General features: G+C 74.1%; 17 protein-coding genes. 10 read left to right on the forward strand and 7 right to left on the reverse strand.

Annotated features, from left to right (window positions below; translation table 11 throughout):
- Positions 1-230 precede the first annotated feature (230 nt).
- From aspS to IMZ35_RS10760, 3 genes are all read left to right on the forward strand, one after another.
- Positions 231-2,018 (forward strand): aspartate--tRNA ligase, encoded by a 1,788-nt coding sequence (aspS, locus tag IMZ35_RS10750; RefSeq protein WP_199441023.1) that lies wholly within the window; start codon positions 231-233, stop codon positions 2,016-2,018.
- Positions 2,019-2,024: 6 nt separating this feature from the next.
- The gene (locus IMZ35_RS10755; protein WP_199440822.1) at positions 2,025-2,966 is read left to right on the forward strand and encodes a DUF389 domain-containing protein; all 942 of its coding nucleotides are present in this window, start codon (positions 2,025-2,027) and stop codon (positions 2,964-2,966) included.
- A gap of 135 nt (positions 2,967-3,101) precedes the next feature.
- Positions 3,102-4,301: a hypothetical protein gene (locus tag IMZ35_RS10760; RefSeq protein ID WP_199440823.1), complete on the forward strand. Its 1,200-nt coding sequence runs from the start codon at positions 3,102-3,104 to the stop codon at positions 4,299-4,301.
- 34 nt (positions 4,302-4,335) lie between these two features.
- Here the strand turns inward: IMZ35_RS10760 and IMZ35_RS10765 are convergent, their stop codons facing one another.
- The 3 genes from IMZ35_RS10765 to IMZ35_RS10775 are packed head-to-tail and all read right to left on the reverse strand — an operon-like array spanning position 4,336 to position 7,984.
- Positions 4,336-6,183: a CheR family methyltransferase gene (locus IMZ35_RS10765; RefSeq protein WP_199440824.1), complete on the reverse strand. Its 1,848-nt coding sequence runs from the start codon at positions 6,181-6,183 to the stop codon at positions 4,336-4,338.
- Between the two features lie 11 nt (positions 6,184-6,194).
- Positions 6,195-6,959 (reverse strand): ATP-binding protein, encoded by a 765-nt coding sequence (locus IMZ35_RS10770; RefSeq protein WP_199440825.1) that lies wholly within the window; start codon positions 6,957-6,959, stop codon positions 6,195-6,197.
- On the reverse strand, positions 6,956-7,984 hold the full coding sequence (locus IMZ35_RS10775; RefSeq protein WP_229371365.1) for a chemotaxis protein CheB: 1,029 nt from the start codon (positions 7,982-7,984) through the stop codon (positions 6,956-6,958). The genes IMZ35_RS10770 and IMZ35_RS10775 overlap by 4 nt, the downstream gene beginning before the upstream one ends.
- A gap of 88 nt (positions 7,985-8,072) precedes the next feature.
- Between IMZ35_RS10775 and IMZ35_RS10780 the strand changes: the two genes are divergently transcribed.
- A complete protein-coding gene (locus IMZ35_RS10780; protein ID WP_199440826.1) occupies positions 8,073-9,173 on the forward strand; it encodes a pyridoxal-phosphate-dependent aminotransferase family protein in 1,101 nt (366 codons plus the stop codon).
- 280 nt (positions 9,174-9,453) lie between these two features.
- Here IMZ35_RS10780 and IMZ35_RS10785 read toward each other — a convergent pair whose 3' ends face one another.
- The gene (locus tag IMZ35_RS10785; RefSeq protein ID WP_229371367.1) at positions 9,454-10,320 is read right to left on the reverse strand and encodes a serine hydrolase; all 867 of its coding nucleotides are present in this window, start codon (positions 10,318-10,320) and stop codon (positions 9,454-9,456) included.
- Positions 10,321-10,396: 76 nt separating this feature from the next.
- Here IMZ35_RS10785 and IMZ35_RS10790 point away from each other — a divergent pair, with 76 nt between their 5' ends.
- From IMZ35_RS10790 to mug, 4 genes are all read left to right on the forward strand, one after another.
- The gene (locus IMZ35_RS10790; protein WP_199440827.1) at positions 10,397-13,240 is read left to right on the forward strand and encodes a SpoIIE family protein phosphatase; all 2,844 of its coding nucleotides are present in this window, start codon (positions 10,397-10,399) and stop codon (positions 13,238-13,240) included.
- 150 nt (positions 13,241-13,390) lie between these two features.
- Entirely contained in the window at positions 13,391-14,404 is a 1,014-nt protein-coding gene (locus tag IMZ35_RS10795; protein ID WP_199440828.1) for an OmpA family protein, read from the forward strand.
- Between the two features lie 9 nt (positions 14,405-14,413).
- Positions 14,414-14,803 carry a sunset domain-containing protein gene (locus IMZ35_RS10800; RefSeq protein ID WP_199440829.1) on the forward strand — a complete coding sequence of 130 codons (390 nt, stop codon included), beginning with the start codon at positions 14,414-14,416 and terminating at the stop codon, positions 14,801-14,803.
- 7 nt (positions 14,804-14,810) lie between these two features.
- Complete coding sequence (gene mug, locus IMZ35_RS10805; RefSeq protein ID WP_199440830.1) at positions 14,811-15,359, forward strand: G/U mismatch-specific DNA glycosylase; 549 nt, start codon at positions 14,811-14,813, stop codon at positions 15,357-15,359.
- A 7-nt stretch (positions 15,360-15,366) separates the two neighbouring features.
- On the opposite strand, the gene IMZ35_RS10810 is transcribed toward mug, so the two are convergent.
- Positions 15,367-15,654: a WhiB family transcriptional regulator gene (locus IMZ35_RS10810; protein ID WP_199440831.1), complete on the reverse strand. Its 288-nt coding sequence runs from the start codon at positions 15,652-15,654 to the stop codon at positions 15,367-15,369.
- A 170-nt stretch (positions 15,655-15,824) separates the two neighbouring features.
- Positions 15,825-16,733, reverse strand: a complete 909-nt coding sequence (locus tag IMZ35_RS10815; RefSeq protein WP_307867912.1) for a MerR family transcriptional regulator — start codon at positions 16,731-16,733, stop codon at positions 15,825-15,827.
- A 102-nt stretch (positions 16,734-16,835) separates the two neighbouring features.
- Here IMZ35_RS10815 and IMZ35_RS10820 point away from each other — a divergent pair, with 102 nt between their 5' ends.
- Together IMZ35_RS10820 and IMZ35_RS10825 are read left to right on the forward strand one after the other, a co-directional pair.
- Entirely contained in the window at positions 16,836-18,110 is a 1,275-nt protein-coding gene (locus tag IMZ35_RS10820) for an NAD(P)/FAD-dependent oxidoreductase (RefSeq protein WP_199440832.1), read from the forward strand.
- 63 nt (positions 18,111-18,173) lie between these two features.
- Positions 18,174-18,614, forward strand: a complete 441-nt coding sequence (locus tag IMZ35_RS10825) for an SRPBCC family protein (RefSeq protein ID WP_199440833.1) — start codon at positions 18,174-18,176, stop codon at positions 18,612-18,614.
- Positions 18,615-18,630: 16 nt separating this feature from the next.
- Here IMZ35_RS10825 and IMZ35_RS10830 read toward each other — a convergent pair whose 3' ends face one another.
- Complete coding sequence (locus IMZ35_RS10830) at positions 18,631-20,226, reverse strand: phytoene desaturase family protein (RefSeq protein WP_199440834.1); 1,596 nt, start codon at positions 20,224-20,226, stop codon at positions 18,631-18,633.
- Between the last annotated feature and the right edge of the window lies 1 nt (position 20,227).

The following is a 20,227-nucleotide window of genomic DNA, read 5'->3' on the forward strand; positions in this document are numbered from 1 at the left end:
CGACGCCGAATGCCAGCCGGACACCGTCGCGGGGGGGGCGGGCGCGGGGGCGGCCGGGCCGCGGGGGGGCGCCCCCCGCCGGGGGGGGGGGGGGGGGGGGGGGGGGGGGGGGCCCCCCCCCCCCCCCCCCCCCCCGCCCCGGCAACCTGATGAGCCGGACCCCGCCGTCGTTGGCTAGCCTTGGCGCCTTGCCACAGCTCAGCTGGTACGACACGAGGAGAGCAGCACCCGTGATGCGCACGCACGAGGCCGGAACGCTCCGGGCCGAGCACGCCGGGCAGACAGTCACCCTGACCGGGTGGGTGGCACGCCGGCGCGATCACGGTGGGGTCATCTTCATCGACCTGCGCGACGCCTCCGGTGTCGCCCAGGTCGTCTTCCGCGAGGGCGAGATGGCCGAGCGCGCCCACCGGCTGCGCTCCGAGTTCGTCGTCAAGGTCGTCGGAGAGGTCTCGCCGCGACCCGAGGGCAACGAGAACCCCGAGCTGCCCACCGGCGCCATCGAGGTCTACGCCTCCCAGCTGGAGGTGCTCAGCGAGTCGGCCCCGCTGCCGTTCCCGCTGGACGACCACCTGGAGGTCGGCGAGGAGACCCGCCTGCGCCACCGCTACCTGGACCTGCGCCGCAGCGGTCCGGCCCGCGCGATGCGCGTGCGCAGCGAGACCAACCGCATCGCCCGCGAGGTGCTGCACGCCGAGAACTTCGTCGAGGTCGAGACCCCGACGCTGACGCGCTCCACGCCCGAGGGCGCCCGCGACTTCCTCGTGCCCGCCCGCCTGCGCCCCGGCTCCTGGTACGCGCTGCCGCAGTCCCCGCAGCTGTTCAAGCAGCTCCTCATGGTCGGCGGTCTGGAGCGCTACTACCAGATCGCCCGCTGCTACCGCGACGAGGACTTCCGCGCCGACCGCCAGCCGGAGTTCACCCAGCTCGACGTCGAGATGAGCTTCGTCGAGCAGGACGACGTGATCGCGCTCGGCGAGCGCGTCATCACCGCGCTGTGGAAGGAGCTGGCCGACCACGAGATCACCACCCCGTTCCGCCGCATCTCCTACGCCGAGGCCATGGCGAAGTACGGTTCGGACAAGCCGGACCTGCGCTTCGACCTGGAGCTGACCGAGCTGACCGAGTACTTCAAGGACACGCCGTTCCGGGTGTTCCAGTCGCCCTACGTCGGCGCGGTCGTCATGCCCGGTGGCGCGAGCCAGCCCCGCCGCACGCTCGACGCGTGGCAGGACTGGGCCAAGCAGCGCGGCTCCCGCGGCCTGGCCTACGTGCTGATCGGCGAGGACGGCACGCTGTCCGGCCCGGTCGCCAAGAACCTCTCCGACGCCGAGCGCGCCGGACTCGCCGAGGCCGTCGGCGCGAAGCCCGGCGACTGCGTGTTCTTCGCCGCGGGCACCGCCTCCAGCGCGCGCGCCATCCTCGGCGCGGCCAGGGTGGAGATCGCCCACCGCGTCGGCCTGATCGACGAGAACGCCTGGTCGTTCGTGTGGGTCGTGGACTTCCCGATGTTCGAGTCCACCGGTGAGCTGAAGGACGGCGACGTGGCCGTGGGCGGCGGCGAGTGGACCGCGCTGCACCACGCGTTCACCTCGCCCACCCCGGAGTGGATCGACCGCTTCGAGTCCGACCCCGGCAACGCGCTCGCGTACGCCTACGACATCGTCTGCAACGGCAACGAGATCGGCGGCGGCTCCATCCGAATCCACCGCGCCGACGTGCAGCAGCGGGCGTTCTCGGTCATGGGCATCACGCCGGAGGACGCGCAGGAGAAGTTCGGCTTCCTGCTGGAGGCGTTCAAGTACGGCGCCCCGCCGCACGGCGGCATCGCCTTCGGCTGGGACCGCATCGTCATGCTGCTGACGGGGTCCGACTCGCTGCGCGACGTCATCGCCTTCCCCAAGACCGGCGGCGGCTACGACCCGCTGACCGCCGCGCCGGCGCCGATCACGCCGCAGCAGCGCAAGGAGGCCGGTGTGGACGCCAAGCCCCCGGCCGCGCAGAACCCCGGAGCCTGATCGGTCGTGCTGCACCTGCGTGCGATCTGTCCGACCGACCGCACCGACGCCGTGCTGGACGTCCTGCGCGAGCACGACGGCGTGACCCACGTCGTCGTGCTGCGCGGTGCGGCCGTCCAGCCGCCGGGTGACCTGGTCGAGGCGGACGTCGCCAGGGAGTCCACCGACGACGTGGTGGCCGACCTGTGCGCGCTCGGCGTCGACGAGCGCGGCGGCATCACCCTGGAGCAGATCGACACGTCGCTGTCCGACGCCGCCGACCGGGCGGAGGAGGCCGCGCCCGGCGACGGCGCCGACGCCGTCGTGTGGGACGGGCTGGTCAACCGCACCGGCGAGGAGTCCAGGCTCAACGCGACGTTCCTGGCGTTCCTCGTCGTCGCCTGCCTGCTCGCCGCGGTCGGCGTGATCACCAACTCGCCGGTGACGGTGATGGGCGCGATGGTCCTGGGACCGGAGTTCGGCCCGCTGGCCGCCATCGCCGTCGGACTGGTCCAGCGCAGGTGGGACCTGGTGCGCCGGGCCGCTCTGGCGCTGGTGGTGGGCTTCCCGGTCGCGGTGCTGATCACCGCGCTGGCCACGCTGCTCGGCTCGTGGGCCGGGCTGTTCGGCCGCGAGGAGGTGCTGGCCGGGCACGAGATGGACTTCGTGTTCCAGATCGGCCCGTTCTCGCTGGTGGTCGCCCTGCTGGCGGGCGCGGCCGGGATGCTGTCGATGACGTCGGCCAAGTCCGCGGCGCTGGTCGGCGTGTTCATCTCGATCACCACCGTGCCCGCGGCGGGGTACGCGGCGGTCGCCGCGGTGCTCGGCGAGTGGGTGATCTGTGCGCAGGCGCTCGGGCAGCTCGCGATCAACCTGACGGGCGTCGTCGCGGCCGCCGCGCTGGTCCTGGCGGTGCTCAGGAGGGGGCGGCGGCACCGTACCGTCGTCCGGCCGCTTCCCGAGGGCTGAACGGCGCATCCGGAACGGGACCCGCGCGTTATCTGCGGGTGGTAGAAGTCGGGGTCCGTGGCCGGTGCGGCCACGCTCCGGGATTCTCGCGCGAGGGCGGGACCGGGGGGCCGTCGGGGAGTAGGGTCGGAGGAGATGAGCGTGGAGATCACCGCCGGCTCGCCGGACGTGGACGACGCAGCTCCCTCCGAGATCCTCGACGCGGTGGCAGCGGCGGAGTCCGTCCTCAGCAACCGGTTGGGTGCGAGAGTCGGTCTGGCCGATCCCGAGGACCTGGGCGGGACCGGTCGTTCCGTCGTCGTCAGGGTCCGGGTGGCGTCCACCCCGTTCTCCCTCCCGCGCACGCTGGTCGTCAAGAGGTACCCGCCGGCCGCGGCCGACCGCGACTCCTTCGCCCACGAGGCCGTCAGCCACCAGCTCCTCACCGCGCTGCCCTCCGAGGAGCGGCTCACCCCCGAGCTGTTCGCGCAGGACAACGTCAAGCGGCTCGTCGTGCTGGAGGACCTGGGACGCGCGCCGCGACTGGCGGACAAGCTGCTGGGCGCCGACGCCCGCTCCGCCGAGCGCGGCCTCCTGTCGTGGGCGCACGCGATGGGACGGCTGCACGCCACCACCGCGGGCCGCGACGCCGACTTCGACGCCCTGATGCGGCGTCAGCGCACCCAGTGCTGCCAGGACCCGGTGGCGGTCGACGTGCACACGGCGCTGGCCGGGCTGCCCGAGCTGCTGGAGACCGAGCTGGCCGTGGCCACCTCACCGGACGCGCTGGCCTTCGCGCTGCGCGCCGGCAAGCGCTTCGGCTCCTCGCGGTACCGCGCGTTCAGCCCGTCCACGTCCTGCCCGGACAACCACATCGTCACCAGCAGGGGCGTGCGCTTCCTCGACTTCGAGGGCGGGTGCGTGCGCGACGTCGTGTTCGACGCCGCCTGCCTGCGGGTGCCGTTCCCGACGTGCTGGTGCGGCTGGAGCCTGCCGCCCGGCATGTCCGAGGCGATGCTCGCCGCGTGGCGTGCCGAGGTCAGCTCGGTGTGGCCGGACCTGGAGGACGACGCGGTGCTCCTGCCGCGCCTGCTGGAGGCCCAGCTGCTCTGGGTGTGGCTGTCCACCTGGCGCGGACTGCGCGGCATGGAGGCGCTCGACGTGTCGGGCCACCGGCTGCTGGACTCGCCGCCGCGGCACCGGGTGCTCACCTCCCGCTGGGCGCGGCTGCGCACCGAGGCGCTCGCGCTCGGGGAGCACGCGGTGGCCGAGCACGCGGTGGCGATGGTCGCCGCGCTGACCGCGAAGTTCGGCCCGGAGGCGGCCGTCCTGCCGCTGTACCCCGCGTTCCGCTGATCTCCCGCCCCGACCCCGCCGCGGCCGACGCTGGTCAGTCCTGCTGCTCCATCACGAGCAGCGCGCCGTTCGGCTGACCGGAGGCGGACCGCAGGGAGCTGCACACCACCCGCACCAGGACCTCCCGGCCCTTGCGGTTGACCGACGTGATCTTCAGCTCGGTCGTGAAGGAGACGTCGTTGAGGGCCTGGCGCACCGCGGGCCGCAGGTCGGCCACCGGCAGCCCGCTGTCGATGTTGAGCAGGTGCTCGCCCTCGGCCTCGTCGCGCCGCACCCCCCACAGCTCCTCGGCGCCGCTGTTCCAGGCCATGACCCGCATCCCGAGGTCGAGCACGACGACCCCCGCGCGCAGCGACGTGAGGATCGACTCCAGGAAGTCGTTGACCTGGTCCAGCTCACCGCTGCGCTCGCGCAGGGTGTCGTTGATGGCCTGCAACTCGTCGTTGGTGGACTGGAGCTCCTCGTTCATCGTCTCCAGTTCCTCGTTGGTGGACTGGAGTTCCTCGTTGGTGGTCTCCAGCTCCTCCACGGTCGACTGGAGTTCCTCGTTCGTGGTCTCCAGTTCCTCGTTGGTGGACTGGAGTTCCTCGTAGGCGGTTTCGAGCTGCCGGTTCGCGAGTTCCAGGTCCTGGAGCAGCCGGTGGGCCGCGCTCACGTCGTCGAACACGACGGTCACGCCGATGACCCGCTTCGCCACGTCCAGCAGCGGGTTGGCGGTGATCTCCAGCCAGTACCTCTCACCACCGCGCGACCACTCGATCTCCTCGCTCCGCACGGCCCTGCGCTCGGTCCTCGCCCGCTCCACGTACCCGCGCAGCTCCACGGGCCGGTAGGACAGCTCCAGGTCGCGCAGCGGCCGGCCCACGTCGCCGGGCAGCAGGTCGAACAGCTCCTGCGCCCGCTGGTTGATCAGCGCCACGACCTCGTCGGTCGTGACGACGACCTGGGCGACCGGGCTGCTGAGGAAGGCGTGCTCCTGGAGCCTGTCCAGGCTGTCCACCGAGCTCCTGCGGTCGTGGAAGTACGCCTGCGACACGAACGAGGTCACGGGTGGGGAGTCGTTCCCCGACTTGCGGAACAGCCGGTGCTTCAGGTCGATCGCCTCGAAGATGCGGCCGTGGCTGAGGAGCATCTCGGCCTTGCCGAGGAACAGCACGCCGCCGGGGTTCAGGGCGAAGTGGAACCGGCCCAGGATCTTCGACTGCGTCTCCTGGTTGAAGTACATCAGGGTGTTGCGGCAGACGAGCAGGTCGATCCGGGAGATCGGCGCGTCCTGCACGAGGTCGTTGCGCCCGAAGATCACCGACCGGCGGAGGTCCTTGTGGAAGGCGTACCGGCCGCCGGACTGCTCGAAGTAGGCAGCCAGGAGCTCCGGCGGGACGCCCTGGAGCTCCCGCTCGCCGTAGACGGCCTGCCTGGCCTGGGCGAGCGCCTCCTCGTCGACGTCGGTGGCGTAGATCTTCACCCGCTTGCGGAACTCCTCCACGCCCATTTCCTCGGCGAGGACCATCGCCAGGCTGTACGCCTCCTCGCCCGACGCGCAGCCCGCGCTCCACACCCTGACCGGCTCGCCGGAGCCGATGCCCGCCAGCAGTTGCGGGACCACGCTGTGCCGCAGCGCCGCCCACGCGTCCTCGTCGCGCAGGAACGCGGTCACGTTGATCAGGATGGTGTTGAACAGCGCCGCGAACTCGTCCGCGTTGACCTGGAGGTGGTCGACGTAGTCGGTGTAGTCGTCGATGCCCACCTGCGTCATCCGGTGGCGCACGCGACGCTGGAGGCTGGTGCGCTTGTAACCGGTGAAGTCGAACGCCCTGCTCTCCTTCAGGTGCAGCAGCACGTTCTCGAAGGCGTCGTCGGGCACTGTCCGGGTCTCGCTCACACGCGGTAACGCTACTCCGGGTGGACGTGCCCGGTCCGCGGGTTCAGCTCCCGGTCCAGCACCGCCCACACGACCTTGCCGTCCAGGGACGGGGCCGTGCCCCAGGCGCGGCTGATCGTCGCCACGAGCGGCAGCCCGTGGCCTCCCCGGTCGTCCGGCTCGCGCAGCGCCGGCGGTGTCGGATCGGAGTCGCGCACGGCGATCGACAGCTGACCGGGGCGCAGCTCCAGCCGCAGCCGCGGCCCGGAGGCGGTGTGCCGGACGGCGTTCTCCACCAGCTCGCTGGTCACCACCAGCGCGTCGTCCAGGACGTCGTCCACGCCCCACCGCCCGCAGGTCTCCTCGATGAACTGCCTGCTCAACCGGCTCGCGATCAGCGCGGGCGGCAGCTGCACGTGATCGCGCCGCCGGGGCGGCGGACTGCCGAGGGCGGTCACCGCGTCCCGCAGGGTGGCGAAGTACCGCACGAACCGGTGCACGCCGCTGTCCACCATCGTCTCGCGGTGCGCGGCGGTCTCCGCCGCGACGACCACCGGCACGCCGGGCCACTCGGAGATCCGCATCCAGACCGTGCTGAACACGTTCGCCACGCTGTCGGACCCGAACTCGAACTCGTCGCCGAGCTGCACCACGATGCCGACCGGTTCGTCGGCGGCGATCTTGAGCAGGCTGTCGCGCAGCTTCGCGTAGGTGGACAGGTCGAGGCGGCCGGTGGGGCGCACGACGATCGCGTCACCCAGGTGGTACGAACCGAGGACCAGCGCGGAGAGCGTCACCCCGTCTCGCTCACTGCCTGGTCGTGCAGGGCGCCCGAGAGCAGGTGCTCGCGCAGCACGGTCGCGGCCTCGTTCGCCTCCTCCTCGGTGCGCCGGTAGCGCGACACGAGGCGCTCGTGGTACTTGCCCAGTGCGCCGTCGTGCATCCTGCGCGCCAGGGTCGCCTTCTCCTCCAGGGTGCGCAGCGCCGTCCACAGCGCCTTCTCCAGGGTGGTCGACTGCGCCTCCAGGAGCGCGTCCGCCGTCCAGGCGTGGCCGACGCGGCAGCGGAAGCGCGTGCTCGTGTCGTTCAGCCGGACGAGGCCGCCGGAGCAGTCGGGGCAGCTGAGACCGGAGGGCACGCCGAAGTCGTTCACCTCGTCGGCGACAGCACCGCCGTCCCTGCTGGCCACCAGGGCCTCCATCTTCGTCAGCGGTGAGACGTCGTCGACGACGTCCTCGTCCACGACGTGCCCGGCGTGTTCGCGCACGACCTCTCCCATCTTCCCGGCGGGCAGGACGTGGTCCGCCTCGGTGTAGCGCAGAACACTCTCCGGCATGCTGCGGTAGAGGGCGTCGTCCGGGTCCTGCACGATCACCAGCCCGCCGCGCGCGGCGAGGGCGACCATCCCGGCCGCGCCGTCGTCGAGCGCGCCGGAGAGCTGGACACCGATGGTCCGGGGCCCGTGCGAGACCGCCGCGGACCGGAACAGCACGTCCACGGCCGGTCGGTGCCCGTTCTCGGTCGGACCGTGCGACAGGTGGAGCACGCCGTCCGGGACGAGCAGGTGGTGGCCGGGCGGCGCGACGTAGACGCACCCCTTCTCCAGGGGCTGGCCGTTCTCCGCGGTGAAGGCGGGCAGCGGGCCGCTGCGGGAGAGGATCGACGCCAGAGCGCTGTTCCCGCCGGACGGCAGGTGCAGCACGACGCACACGGCGGCGGGAAGATCGGCGGGCAGGCCGGCGACGAACGCGCGCAGTGCCTCGACCCCGCCCGCTGACGCTCCCACCACCACCAGATCCCTGGTCCGGGACGGCACGGGCATCACCCCTCGTCAGTTCTGCTTCCGCCACGGGTACCACCGACGGGTCCGCTCAACCCTCCACGCCCGTCCCGTCACGTAGGGTGCGCTCATGGCGTTGGTCGATCGCGTGCTGCTGGGGCCGGGCCCGTCCACTCCGTACCCGGAGGCGACGGCCGCCCTCGCCGCACCGCTGCTCGGGCATCTCGATCCGGAGTTCCTGCGGATCCTCGACGAGACGTGCGATCGGCTGCGCGTCGTGTGGGGAACCGGCAACCGCAGGACCCTGCCCCTGTCGGGCACGGGCTCCATCGGGATGGAAGCGGCCTTCGTGAACACGGTACGCCACGGCGACCCCGTCGTGGTGGCGGTCAACGGGCTGTTCGGCGAACGGATGTGCGAGGTCGCGGCCCGCCACGGCGCGGAGGTCCACCGGGTCGACCACGAGTGGGGCCAGCCGGTCGACGTGGAGCGCGTCCTGGCCGCCCACCCGGCTCCCGCGCTGGTCGGGGCGGTGCACGCCGAGACGTCCACCGGCGTGCGCAGCGACGTCGGCGCGCTCGGCGCGGCGCTGCGCGCGCGGGGGGACTCGGCTCTTCTGCTCGCCGACTGCGTGACCTCGCTGGCGGGCATCGAGGTCGCCGTCGACGACTGGAACGTGGACCTCGCGTACTCCGGCACGCAGAAGTGCCTCGGGGTCGCGCCGGGTCTCGCGCCGTTCACGATCAACGAGCGCGCCTGGGAGCGGCGGATTCCCCGGCCCGCGACCTGGTACCTGGACCTGGGGCTGATCGGCGACTACGTGGGCGGATCGGCCGGTGGTGGCCGCACCTACCACCACACCGCGCCCGTCGCGATGATCGCGTCCCTGCACGCCGGGCTGGGCCGCGTCCTGGAGGAGGGCCTGCCCGCGGTGCACGCCCGGCACGCCGAGGCCGGCCGCCGGTTGCAGGAGGGCCTGGAGGAGATGGGGCTGTCCCTGTTCGCCGCCGCGGGGCAGCGGCTGCCGGAGCTGACGACGGTCCGCGTGCCGGAGGGAGTGGACGCCGCCGCCGTGCGCGGACGTCTGCTCACCGAGTACGGCATCGAGATCGGCGCGGGCGCGGGCGAGTACGCGTCGACGGTCTGGCGGATCGGCCTCATGGGCCACAACGCCCGCCTGGACCGCGCGGAACTGGTGCTGGCCGCGCTGCGGCGGGTCCTCGGGCGCTGAGCCGTGCTCGACCGCCGCGACGGGCGTACCCCGGCGGTCGTCGTCCCCTCCTGAACGGGGGAGGGGACGACCGCCCGGAGGGGACGGCCGACCAGCTGCTGGCCGTCATCGGCCTCTCCGGACGGCCGCGCCGCGGGCCGCGAACGCTCCACTCGCGGTGCTCGAACGCTCCACTCGCGGTGTCCGAACGCTCCACTCGCGGGCAGGTCGTAGACCGTCCGGCTCCCCGGCGTCGTGGCGGTGTGGTTCGCGGCCACCCGCTCCGCGGCTGCGGTACCGCTCAGGGGCCGAACAGCAGGCGCGCGACCCCGGTGTCGGTCTCGCGACCCTCGTCGTAGCCGCCCTGGTCGCCGAGCGCGTTCATCACCACCAGGGTGTAGCGCTCGCCCGGTCCGGCGAAGCCGACGGTGTTCATCACCCAGCCGTCCACCTCCAGCGACCACCCGTTCTTCGTGCCGGGCTCGGCGGCGGGACCGGCGCCCCACACGCCCCACCGCTGCTCCTCGCCGACCGACCGCATCCGCCGCACGACGAACTCCCGGTCCTCGGCGGGCAGGCTCGACAGCACGAAGGACATCAGCCGGTCCAGGTCGTCGGCCGTGCACTTCTGGAAGCCCCAGTAGGGGAACGTGTCGCCGAAGCCCTCCTGCGGCGTCAGCGACGTCATCCCGTACTCGCCGAACGCCGCGTTGAACGCCGTGTGGCCTGGTCCGCCGTACCGCAGCCACAGCTCGTCGGCCGCGCGGTCGTCGGAGCTGTGCAGCATCGCGTCGACCAGCGCCAGGTCGGCGTCCGTCAGCTCGACCTCGCCCGCGCGCCGCCGCACCAGCAGGTCCACGACCATCGCGAGCTTGATCGTCGACGCGGTCCACACCGGATCACCGGCGTGCTCGTTGCGCCAGAGCGCGCCGGTGACGCGGTCGCGGACCACGACGCCCACCTCGCCTGGCCTGCCCGCGACCCAGTCCCGCGCCGCGACGATCCGCCGTTGCAGGTCGCACTCGAACCCCGAGTCGGGCACCGGGCACTCCCCGGCGGCCCGAGCGGAGGAAGAACCGCCGGTCACGGCCCGCGGCTCGGCGCCGCACGCGGTGATCCCGCAGATCAGCGCCACCGCGGCGAGCACCGGCCCAGCACGTCGGATCATGGCCGCACCCTAGTGCCGCGAGGACGGCGAACGCAGGGTCTGGCGCGTCTGCCCGTGCGATCCACGACGAGCCTTCGTGCCCGAGAACAGCCCCGTCCGCCGCCGTGCCGTGCTCGCCGGAGACGCCGCCGGGGTCCGGCCCGCGGTGGGAGTTCGACCACCCCGCCCACGACGACGTCGGCCCGGCCACGATCTCCACCCCGGTCACGCGGTCCGCGCCGAGCGGGGCGCGACGACCACCCCGCTGCGCGCCGTCGCGGTCGACGACTGCCGCCGGTCCGGCGGCGGCGACTTCCCGCACGTCTCCACCGCCCCCGTGCCGCTGGACGAGCAGCGGGAGATCTGCCCGCTGGTGATCGACCACGCGCGGGTGACCGGCGAGGTCCACCCGGCCACCGTCGCGTCCACCGACCGGCGGCTCGTCGCGAGCGGCAGACCGGTCGTCGTCACCCCCCGACCGCCTGCGGCCGTTCCTCCCGCGACTCGAAGCGGTGGGAATCGCCGCTTGCGGTGGGGAGCGCGGCTCACCGCTGGCATGGTGAGCCGCGTGGTGACCGGACAGGAGGGTCCCGACCAGCTCAGAGCCCTGTCACTGGTCGTGGCCAGACAGCGCGAGGAGCTGGCCCGGCTGCGCCGGGCGGCGCGCACGACAGCCCTCGTGGAGCAGGCCAAGGGCGTCGTCGCCGAACGCCTGGGGTGCAGTCCGGAGCAGGCGTTCGACCACCTCGTGCGCCTCACCCGACCGGGTGAACAACGGTTGGTGGACGTGTGCGCCGAGATCGTCGGCGCACCGGCACCGCCCGCCGGGTCCCCCGAGCCGGTCGACAGCACCGTCTTCGTCCGGGCCGAGCACCTGCGACCGGCCCGGAGGGCCGAGCCCGAGGTGGACGACACCGCCCACCTCGCCGCGCTGGCCGCGCTGGGCGGCGTCGCTGACCCGGCCGAGCTGGCCCGCGTGCTGCGGGAGGAGGCGCTGTCCGGCGGCGGCACGGTCCTCGTCTACACGGCCGAGCCCGGCGGCGGCCTGCACCTGGAGGCCGCGGCGAACGCCCCGACCAGGGTGCTCCTCGGCTGGCGGCAGGTGCCGCCGCACGTCTCCACGCCCCCCTCGACCTGCGCCTCGACCGCCGAGGCGCTCTGGCTGCCCGACCTCGCCGCTGCCCGCGCCCTGCACGGCGCGCTGGTGGGCGACCCCGAACCGCTGTGGCCCAGCCGCGCCTGGGTGCCGTTCTTCGACGGCGACCGCGTCGCCGGGGTCGTCGGCCTGCTGTTCGACGAGCCGCAGGAGTTCGGCCCGGCGGACCGCGCCCGTCTCGCGGCCCTCGTGCGGGGCGCGGGCCGCCGCCTGCTCGCGATGCTCGCGACCGGCCCGGACGGGCGCCCCCGCACCTGGACGCTGTGGGTGCAGCAGGTGCTCGACGCCCTGCCCGGCTGCGTCGCGCTGCTCACGCCCGTGCGCACCGCGGACGGCGCGGTCGTGGACCACCGGATCGAGGCTGCCAGCCCCGACGCCACCGACCCCGCGGGCCGCACCCGCGTCGAGCTGGTCGGCTCCACCGTCGTCGGCACCCACCCCGAACTCGTCGGCACCGAGCTGTGGAACGCCTGCCAGCGCGTGCTCGACACCGGCAAGCGCGAGGTCGTCGGCCCGTTCGAGCACGTCGAGGTCCGTGCGGGGGAGTCGCGCACGTTGACCTCCTCGATGACCGTCGGCCCTTTCGGCGACGCGCTGCTCGTGACGTGGCAGACGCACGAGTCGGCGCGGGAGAGGGACCGGCTGGGGCGGGTGGAGCGGCTGGGCAACCTCGGCTGGGGGCGCTGGAACCTGGTGACCGGCGAGAGCTACTGGTCCGACCAGGTCTACGCGGTCCTCGGCCGCGATCCGGCGCTGGGACCGCTGCTGCTCGACCAGGTGCCCTCGGTGGTCGTGCCCGACGACCTGCCGATCGTCGCCAACGCGATGAGCCGCCTGCTGCGGACCGGCGAACCCGTCGACGCGGAGTTCCGGGTCGACGCGGGGGGACGGGAGCGGCACGTGCGCTTCGTCGCCGAACCGACCCTCGACGCCGACGGCCGTCCCGTCGCGCTCGACGGCATCGTCCAGGACGTCACCGCCGCGCGACGGGCGCAGCGGCAGATGCTCGCGCTGCACCAGCAGGTGCGGCGGCACCGCGACGACTTCACCAGGGAGCACCAGGTCGCCACGCACCTGCGCGACGCCGTGCTGCCGCTGCCGGCCGGTCCGCTCGACCTGCCGGGCGTGCGGGTCACCGTGCGCTACCTCGCCGCCGAGCGGTGGGCCGACGTCGGCGGCGACTGGTACCAGGCGCTGGAGCTGCCCGGTGGCGACGTGCTCCTCGCCGTCGGCGACGTCGCCGGGCACGGCCTGACCACCGCGTCCACCATGGCGAAGCTGCGCTACGCCCTCACCGGGGCCGCCCTGGCCGACCCCGACCCGGCCGGGGTGCTGAGCTGCCTGAACACCCTGCTCGTGGGCGCGGCGGACGTGACGCTGGCGTCCGGCGTCGTGGCCAGGTTCGACCCGCGGACCCGCGAGCTGGTGTGGGCGCAGGCCGGGCACCCGGCGCCGCTGCTGGTGCGCGGCGGCGACGTGGAGGTGCTCGGCCGGCCGCGGGGCATGGTGCTCGGCGCGGTCCCCGACGCGCCCTACGACGTGCTGCGGACCGTGCTGCGCGAGGGCGACACGCTGCTGCTGTTCACCGACGGCCTCGTGGAGCGCAGGCCGGGCGATCCGCGCGCGGGCGACGACGTGGCGAGCCTGGTGGAGGACCTCCGCGGCATCGCCCGCGGCCTCGACCCGGCCGAGCTGCCGGGCGGGATCACCTCGGCGCTGGTGCCCGCGACGCAGCTCGACGACACCTGCGTGCTGGCGGCCACGGTGTGCGCCCCGTCGGGGTGACCACTGGCCAACACACTCGCTGGACCGGGTGAAATCCAGCGGTTCTCCTGCGGATACCCCGGTTCCGGGTGGCACCACCTCGTCCAGATCGGGTACCAACGCCGCACGCCGGTGACCGCCGGCGACCACGGTGGACGTGCTGCTGATGCGGTGATCTCCTTGCAGTTGTCGAAGAAGGTGCCCTGGTCCGTCGCGGCGCTGGTCGTGCCTGCGCTCGTCGCCGGTGTGGGAGTGGTGCGCGGTGGCGGGAAGATGGAGCGCGAGCTGGTGTCCCGCGTCGGCGGCGCGCTCGCCGTCGCCGGGTACCGGGGCGAGGTCGGAGCCAGCGGCCGGGACGTCGTGGTCTCCGACGTCGTGCCGCGCGACGCCGCGAGCGTGCGCCGGGTCGCCGCCGGGGTGCCCGGCGTGCGGTCGGTCGCCCTGCGGGAGGTCCCGGCCGGGTGGCTGACCGTGCTGCTGCGCGCGGACGAGGTCGTGCTGTCCGGCACCGCGGCCGACGCGGCCGAGCACGACGAGCTGATCGCCGCCGTCCACGCCGCCGCGCCCGACCACCGCGTCACCGACATGGTCGCGCCGGACTCCTCGCACCGGCTGCCCGTTCTCGCCGCCGCCGCGGCGGCGCTGCTGCGCGCCGCGCTGGACAGCCGGGCGCACGACTTCGGCGCGGCCGTCGACGGCGGGGGGCTCGACGTCACCGCCACCACCGCCGACGACGAGCACGCGACGGCGCTGCGCATCGCGCTGCGCGACGCCGCCGGAGACCTGCCGGTCCGCGAGCACGTCGTGATCGGCGCGCGCCCCGCGGTCGGTGACCTCGACGTCGCCGCGCTGAACGACTCGGTCGCACGACTGCTGCGCGGCAGCGGCGGCATCCGCTTCCAGCCCGGCTCGGCGGAGTTCGAGGGCGACGGCGCGGTGCTCGTCGAGCGCGTGGGCCGCCTGCTGCGCGTCGCGCCGCGCGTCACCACGACCGTCGTGGGTCACGCCTCCGCCGCGCACGACCGCGAGGACTCCCGCGCGCTCGCCGGGGCGCGTGCGAACCGCGTTCGCGACGTGCTGGCCGCCCGCGGTGTGCCCCTCGCGCTGCTGGAGGTCTCGACCTCGGTCGACGCCGCCGCGGAGTCCGATCCCGCCGCGCGTCTGGTCGACGTGCGCGTCCGTTAGGAGCTGTGCGTGTTCTGGTTGTTCTCGCAGGTGTTCGCCCTGTGCGCGGTGGCGTTCGCCGCCGGTGCGCTCCTCACCTGGCTGCCGATGCGCGTCGCGCTGCGCCGCGCGTCGGCGCGCGGCGCGGTCGTGCGCACCTCGTCCGCGGCGCTGCTGCCCGTTGCGCGCGAGCCGGAGAGACCGGTCGAGCGGGACGCCGGGGAGCCGGAGGTGAAGGGCAACTCGAAGTCGATGATCTGCCACACGCCCTCCTCGCCGTACTTCCGGCGGATGAAGGGCGACGTGTCGTTCCGGTCGGCCGAGGACGCCGTGCGGGCCGGGTACACGCTGTGGACTCCCCGCCCTCGTGGCGGGGCCGACGCGGAGCGAACGCGCGCGTCGTCGTCGGCGTTGTCATGATGGAGACGTGACTCCGACTCGCGACCAGCTCGCCGAGGCCAAGAACCTGACCCTGCCCGACGTGGTCGGACCGGGGCTCGACGTGCTGTTCTGCGGGATCAACCCCGGCCTGTACTCCGCCGCGACCGGGCACCACTTCGGACGGCCCGGCAACCGGTTCTGGCCCGCGCTGCACCTCGGCGGGTTCACGCCCCGGCAGTTCGAGCCCTCCGAGCAGGACCTGCTGCCCGAGCTCGGCCTGGGGATCACCAACCTGGTCGCGCGGGCCACGGCGCGGGCCGACGAGCTGAGCGACGAGGAGCTGCGAGCCGGTGGGAAGCGGCTCGTCGCGCTCGCGCTGGAGCACCGCCCGCGCGCGGTGGCGGTCGTGGGCGTGACGGCCTACCGCGCCGCGTTCGGCCGCAAGCACGCGAAGGTCGGGCCACAGCAGGAGCGCGTGGGGGAGTCGCCGCTGTGGGTGCTGCCCAACCCCAGCGGGCTCAACGCCCACTACGGCCGCGAGGCGCTCGGCGCGGAGTTCCGCGCGTTGCGCGAGGCGCTGCCGCGGGGCTGGTGACCACCGGTCAGTGCCGCCGGTGGTTCTGGTTGATGAGCCTGCGCAGCTCGCTCTCGCCCAGCCCGCCCCACACCCCGTAGGTCTCCTCGACGGCGAGCGCGTGCTCGCGGCACCGCGCCAGGACGGGACACGTGTCGCAGATGGCCTTGGCGCGCGCCTCGCGGTTCTCCCTGGCCGAGCCGCGTTCGTTCGGCGTGTGGAAGAACAGCGTGCTGTCCATGCCGCGACAGGCGCCGTGCAGCTGCCAGTCCCAGGAGTCGGTGACGGGAACGGGCAGTCGGGAGAGTTCGGGCATCGTCACCACGTCCTGGATCGCGTCGGGTGGAACCGGTGCAACCCACAGTAGATTCGATTCAAATTCGTTTCAACTTGGGGGACTGTGACGTGCGATCCTTCCGCGTCCGCGCGCGGCGACACGGGTCGAGCGGGAGCGCGCGGTGGAGGGAGGCGGTGGAGGAGGTGGGGTCAGCGGGTGGCGTCGGCCGAGCGCCCGGAGTGCCGCAGCACCCCGGAGATCGCCTCGTCGAGGCTCGACACGCGCTCCACACCGGCGGGCAGCCGCAGGCCGGGCCAGCCGGGGCCGCCCACGAGGACGGCGGTGTCGACGTCGCCCAGTTCGGGCAGCGGCACCAGCCGCGCGTGCTCCGCGGTGTGCGCCCACACGACGACCGCCGCCGGTGACAGCAGCGCCACGGCGTCGAGCAGCGCGGTGGCCGGGACGCGTGCGCCGAGGTTGCGGAACGCGCAGCCGCGCTCGACCAGCGCCGCCCCGAGCGCCTCCAGCGGCAGGCTGTGCTGCTCCTCCGGCGCGCAGGCCAGCAGCGCGGGCAGCCGGCCGCCCTCCGGGACGTCCGCGCTGAGCCGCAGCGCGGCGACGATGCTGCTCGTGGCGACGTGCTCGACCTCCACGCCGCCGTTCAGCTCGACCGTGCGCTCGCCCAGCGCCACCAGGAACGGCGAGAACACCTGCTCCCAGGCGTTGACCACGCCGTGCTCGCCGATCAGCTCGACCGCGAGCCTGCGCATCAGGGGGGCGTCCAGCCGGTTCGCGGCACGGGTGAACCCGCGCCTCTCCGCGGCGGCTCGCACGATCGGGGTGGTGCGCGTGCCGGTGCTGTCCGGTGCCGCTCCGCTCAGCGCGCCGGCCGCCGCGGCCGCGGGAGCGACGCCCTGGCCGGTCAGCTCCAGCATCCGGCGCAGCCGGTCCACGTCGGCGGAGTCGTAGCGGCGGTGCTTGCCCTCCTCCCGCGTGCTCGGGCCGAGCCCGTAGCGGCGGTCCCAGGTCCGCAGCGTGGTGGGGGAGATGCCGAGCATCCTGGCCACCGCACCGGCGCTCCACCGCGGGCCGGACCGGGCGTCGGGCTCCTCGGCCACGCTCGATCACTCCCCGTGTGCACCGTGAAACGCTTGTGAAACGAAATTCAGACTGTACTCGTCGTCGTGCGGGAGCACCCGGCGGCCGTTAGCTTTCGCGACGTGGCTGACGAGGTGGACGTGGTCGTCGTCGGTGCCGGACTGGCGGGTCTGAGCGCCGCTGACCTGCTGTGCGACGCGGGACTCGACGTGGTCCTGCTGGAGGCGGGCGACGAGGTGGGCGGGCGGGTGCGCACCGATCGGGTGGACGGGTTCCTGCTCGACCGCGGGTTCCAGATCGTGCTGCCCGGCTACCCGGAACTCGCGCGCCGGGTCGACCTGGAGGCGCTGCGGCTGCGGCCGTTCACCCGCGGCGCGTTCGTCCACTCGCGCGGGCGCCGCTTCCTGCTCGCCGACCCGCGCGAGGGCGGGACGGCCCTGCGCGGTCTCGCCGGACAGGGCGTGCTGGGTGCGCGCGACCTCGCCGCGCTCGCCGGACTGTCCGCCAGGGACCTGCTCGCCCCCGCCTCGGCGATCCTGGGCGGCACCGACCGCACGACCCGCCACGAGCTGAGCCGCTGGGGCGTCTCCGCCGCCGCCGTGAACTCCGTGCTGCGGCCGTTCCTCGCGGGTGTGTTCCTGGAGGCCGACCTGACCACGTCGTCGCGGTTCTTCCACCTCGTGTGGCGCAGCTTCGCCCGCGGTGGCGCGGCGCTGCCCGACGAGGGGGTGGGCGCGCTGCCCCGCCAGTTCGCCGCGCGCCTGCCCGCGGGCGTGCTGCGCCTGCGCTCGCCGGTGACCGCCGTGCGGACGGGGAGGGCCGACCTCGCCGACGGGACGCGGATCGCGGCGCGCGCCGTGGTCGTCGCCACCGACGGCGGCACCGCCGCGTCCCTGCTGCCCGGCGTGCCAGCGCCCGTGTGGCACGGCGTCACCACCTGGTACTTCACCACGCCCGAGCCTCCGCTGAACCGGCCCGCGCTGCTGGTGGACGGTGACGGCGGGCCGGTCGTGAACACCGCGGTGCTCTCGGTGGTCGCGCCGTCGTACGCGCCGCCGGGACACGCGCTCGTGCAGGCCTCCGCGCTCGGCGCCGACGATCTCACGACCGAAACCGAAGTCCGAAGAGGACTGTCCACCCTGTACGGGACGGACACGCGGAACTGGGAACTGGTGGCACGGCGGGCGATCCCGCGCGCGGTGCCCGCGATGCCCGCGCCGCACCCCTTCCGCAGACCCGTCCGGTTCGGCGACGGCCGCTACGTGTGCGGAGACCACCGCGACACCGCGTCCACGCAGGGCGCGCTGTTCTCCGGCGCCCGCGCGGCGCGCGCGGTGCTGGCCGACCTGGGCCGAGCCGGTCGCGGCGGCCCGCGTCCCCGCACGACTTCGCCCTGATCAGGACGGACGTCACGAGGCGGCTCGGTTTTCCGCCGGGTCCACCCGGGTAGCCGAGGCGGCATGGCGGAAGTGAGCACGGAGATCCTCACCTCGGCGGAACGGGTGTGGGAGGTGATCGCGGACGGCTGGTCCTACGCGGGCTGGGTCGTCGGCGCCTCCCACATCCGCCAGGTGGACGAGGGGTGGCCCGCGCTCGGCACGCGCATCCACCACAGCATCGGCTTCTGGCCCGTGGAGATCGAGGACACCACCGAGGTCAAGGCGGTCGAGCCGCTGCGGATGATCGAGCTCGACGCGCGGATGTGGCCGGTCGGCGCCGCGGTCGTCCGGCTCGAACTGCACCCCGTCGCCCCCGACCGCACCAGGGTGCGGATGATCGAGCGGATCACCCGCGGCCCGGCGACGGTGCTGCCGAAGACCGTGCAGGACGTGCTGTTCCCCCCGCGCAACCGCGCGGCGCTCGCCCGGCTGGCCGACCTCGCGGTGCGCCGCCAGCGCTGAGCGCCGCGCTCGGCCTTCAGCGGTAGATCGCCCGCTGAAGGCCCTGCACCACCGCGCGGTAGCCGCCCCCGACGACGCCGTCGCGGACCAGGGCGGCCCGCGCGGCGTTCGCGCCGGCCGACCCGTGCACACCCCCGCCGGGGTGCGCCGAGGAGCTGGCCAGGAACAGCCGGTCGATCGGCGTGTCCGGCCGGGACAGGCCGGGCACCGGCCGGAACACCAGCTGCTGGTGGATCGCCGCCGTGCCCGAGTTGATCGCCCCGTCCACCAGGTTCGGGTTCATCGACTGGATCTCGGCCGGGCCGTTGACCACGCGGCCGACGATGCTCTCGCGGAACCCCGGCGCGTGCTGCTCCACCACCTGCTCGATGCGGTCCGCCCTGCGCCGCAACCGGTCCGCCGTCCAGCGCTCACCGCGCGGCACGTGCGTGTAGGCCCACACCGACTCGGTGCCCTCCGGCGACCGGGTGGGGTCCGTCGTCGTCATCTGGCCCAGCAGCAGGAACGGCGTGCGCGGCACCCGGCCGCACGCCAGGTCGTTGCCGACGCCCGCCAGTCCGTTGAAGTCCGCGCCGAGGTGCACGGTGCCCGCGCCGCGCGCCTGTGGCGCGGTCCACGGGATCGGCCGGGACAGCGCCCAGTCGACCTTGATCGTCGCGTCGTCCCACTCGAACTTCGCCAGGTCGTCGACGAGCCGGGACGGCAGCGCGTCCGCGCCCACCAGCCCCAGGTACAGCGCCGGGGCGTTGACGTCGGCGAGCACCGCCCGGCGCGCGCGCACGTCCACGCCGTGCGCGTCCCGCACGCCCAGCGCCAGCCCGCGCGCCGTGAGGACCTTCACCACGGGCCGTCCGCACTCGACCCGGCCGCCGCGGTCCTCCAGCCGTCGCACCAGCGCTGCCGTGAGCTGCCCCGCGCCGCCCTCCGGCACGGGGAACCCGACGTCCTGGCCGAGCATCGCGAGCAGCCAGCCGAACACGGCGCTGCCCGACTGGTCCGGGCCGAGGTCGGTGTGCATCGCGTTGCCCGCGAGCAGCAGCCGCGCGCCCTCGCCGGTGTAGCGCTCGTCGGCGTAGGCCCGCACGGACTGCGTCAGCGTGCGGGCGAAGCGCAGCGCCCCACCGGCACCCAGCGTCCGCAGCAGCCGCCCACCGGCCCGCACGGGCGGGAACGGCCGCAGCAGCGCCTCCAGCAGGTCGTCGCGGAGCCGCCGCCACTCCGCCACGTCGGCGCGCCACGCGTCGGCGTCACCCGGCGCGAAGGTCGCGACGGACGCGACGGTGCGCTCCAGGTCCCGCGACAGCAGCACCGCGCGGTCGTCGGGCAGCACGTGCGCCAGCACCTCCGGCGCGTGCCGCCAGCGCAGGCCGTACCGCTCCAGCTCCAGCTCCCGCATCACCGGTGATCCGGCTCCGAGCGGGTAGAACGCGCTGAACAGGTCGTTGTGGTAGCCGGGGGCGGTGTTCTGCGTCGTGCGCACCGCGCCGCCCGGCTCGTCGGACGCCTCCAGCACGAGCACCCGCCACCCCGCGTCCGCGAGCACGTTCGCCGCGACCAGACCGTTGGGACCGGACCCCACCACCACCGCGTCTGCGTCCGCGTCTGCGCTCACG

Origin of the sequence: Umezawaea beigongshangensis, assembly GCF_016464305.1 — a bacterium.
Classification (GTDB): domain Bacteria; phylum Actinomycetota; class Actinomycetes; order Mycobacteriales; family Pseudonocardiaceae; genus Umezawaea_A; species Umezawaea_A beigongshangensis.

What these genes read in the sequence shown, in the direction of transcription:
- IMZ35_RS10810 (WP_199440831.1), bottom strand. Translation starts at nt 15,654, where the DNA reads ATGCCCGAACTCTCCCGACTGCCCGTTCCCGTCACCGACTCCTGGGAC.
- IMZ35_RS10825 (WP_199440833.1), top strand. Translation starts at nt 18,174, where the DNA reads ATGGCGGAAGTGAGCACGGAGATCCTCACCTCGGCGGAACGGGTGTGG.
- IMZ35_RS10775 (WP_229371365.1), bottom strand. Translation starts at nt 7,984, where the DNA reads ATGCCCGTGCCGTCCCGGACCAGGGATCTGGTGGTGGTGGGAGCGTCA.
- IMZ35_RS10780 (WP_199440826.1), top strand. Translation starts at nt 8,073, where the DNA reads ATGGCGTTGGTCGATCGCGTGCTGCTGGGGCCGGGCCCGTCCACTCCG.
- IMZ35_RS10785 (WP_229371367.1), bottom strand. Translation starts at nt 10,320, where the DNA reads ATGATCCGACGTGCTGGGCCGGTGCTCGCCGCGGTGGCGCTGATCTGC.
- IMZ35_RS10760 (WP_199440823.1), top strand. Translation starts at nt 3,102, where the DNA reads ATGAGCGTGGAGATCACCGCCGGCTCGCCGGACGTGGACGACGCAGCT.